Source organism: Streptomyces tyrfis (genome assembly GCF_037034285.1).
Taxonomy (GTDB): Bacteria; Actinomycetota; Actinomycetes; order Streptomycetales; family Streptomycetaceae; genus Streptomyces.
The window spans coordinates 1-1,423 of record NZ_JBAGJZ010000107.1 but is presented as its reverse complement, the minus strand read 5'-3'; the positions used below and the strand labels follow the sequence as shown (position 1 = coordinate 1,423).

Annotated in this window: 1 protein-coding gene; it reads left to right on the top strand. The window is 65.4% G+C overall.

Annotation, left to right across the window (positions count from 1 at the left end):
* Positions 1 to 45: 45 nt before the first annotated feature.
* Positions 46 to 1,383 carry an IS630 family transposase gene (locus WA762_RS35370; RefSeq protein ID WP_335941695.1) on the top strand — a complete coding sequence of 446 codons (1,338 nt, stop codon included), beginning with the start codon at positions 46 to 48 and terminating at the stop codon, positions 1,381 to 1,383.
* Positions 1,384 to 1,423: the final 40 nt, after the last annotated feature.

Sequence of the window (1,423 nt, the reverse complement as noted above, 5' to 3'; positions counted from 1 at the left end):
TGTGATGCGTCAGAAAAGGCGGTCTTAAGTCTGTAGGCTGTTTTTATGTCACACAGAGGCCCGCGTGCTGTCGAAGTCGTGCTGTCTGCTGAGGAGCGTGCGGAGTTGCTGCGCTGGGCGGGTGGCGGGGCGTCGGCCCGTGTGGCGGAGCGGGCGCGGATCATCCTGGCCTGTGCGGACGGGGCGTCAAATACCGCTGTGGCGGCGGACTCTGGGGTCTCCGTGGAGACGGTGCGCAAGTGGCGTTCGCGGTTCGTGGCCCGGCGGCTGGCGGGCTTGGTGGATGAGCCGCGGCCGGGCCGGCGCAAGCCGGACCTGGTGCTCAGCGAAGCTGAGCGGGCGGAGCTGACGCGCTGGGCGCGGCGGGCGAAGACCGCGCAGTTCCTGGCCCTGCGCGCGAAGATCGTGCTGCGGTGTGCGGAGGGCGGGACGAACAAGGAGGTCGCGGCGGAACTCGGCATCGCTCACGCGACGGTGAACCGCTGGCGCTCCAGGTTCATCACCCTGCGTCTGGACGGGCTGATGGACGAGCCCCGCCCCGGCAGGCCGCCCTCGGTCCTGCTCGACCAGGTCGAGGACGTACTCGTGGCGACTCTGGAGTCCGTCCCGGGCAAGGACACGCACTGGTCGCGTGCCTCGATGGCGAAGCACAGTGGGCTGTCGAGATCGACCGTCGGGCGGATCTGGAAGAAGTTCGACCTCAAGCCCCACCTGCAGGACTCCTTCAAGCTGTCCACCGACCCGCAGTTCGTCGCCAAGGTCGTCGACGTCGTCGGCCTCTACCACCATCCGCCGGAGAAGGCGGTGGTTCTCTGCGTCGATGAAAAGAGCCAGATCCAGGCGCTGGACCGCTCGCAGCCGGTACTGCCGATGATGCCGGGCATGCCCGAACGCCGCACCCACGACTACTACCGGCACGGGATAACCAGCCTGTTCGCCGCCTTCAACATCGCCGACGGCACCGTCATATCGGAACTGCACCGCCGCCACCGCGCCATCGAGTTCAAGAAGTTCCTGATCCGGATCGACAAGGCCGTGCCGACCGGACTCGATGTCCACCTGGTCTGTGACAATTACGCCACCCACAACACCGCCGAGATCAAGACGTGGCTGGGTAAACACCCCCGCTTCCACGTCCACTTCACCCCGACCGGCTCTTCCTGGATGAACCAGGTCGAGCGCTGGTTCGGCCTGCTGACCGACAAACTCATCCGCCGCGGCGTCCATACCTCTGTGACAGCCCTGGAGAAGGACATCACCGCCTGGATCGACACCTGGAACGAGAACCCGAAGCCGTTCACCTGGACCAAGACCGCCGACGAGATCCTCAAGTCCCTCGCCGACTACCTCACCAGAATCAGCCCACCCAGCACCAAAAACTAGCAGCAGACTTAAGACCGCCTTTTCTGACGCATCACACTAG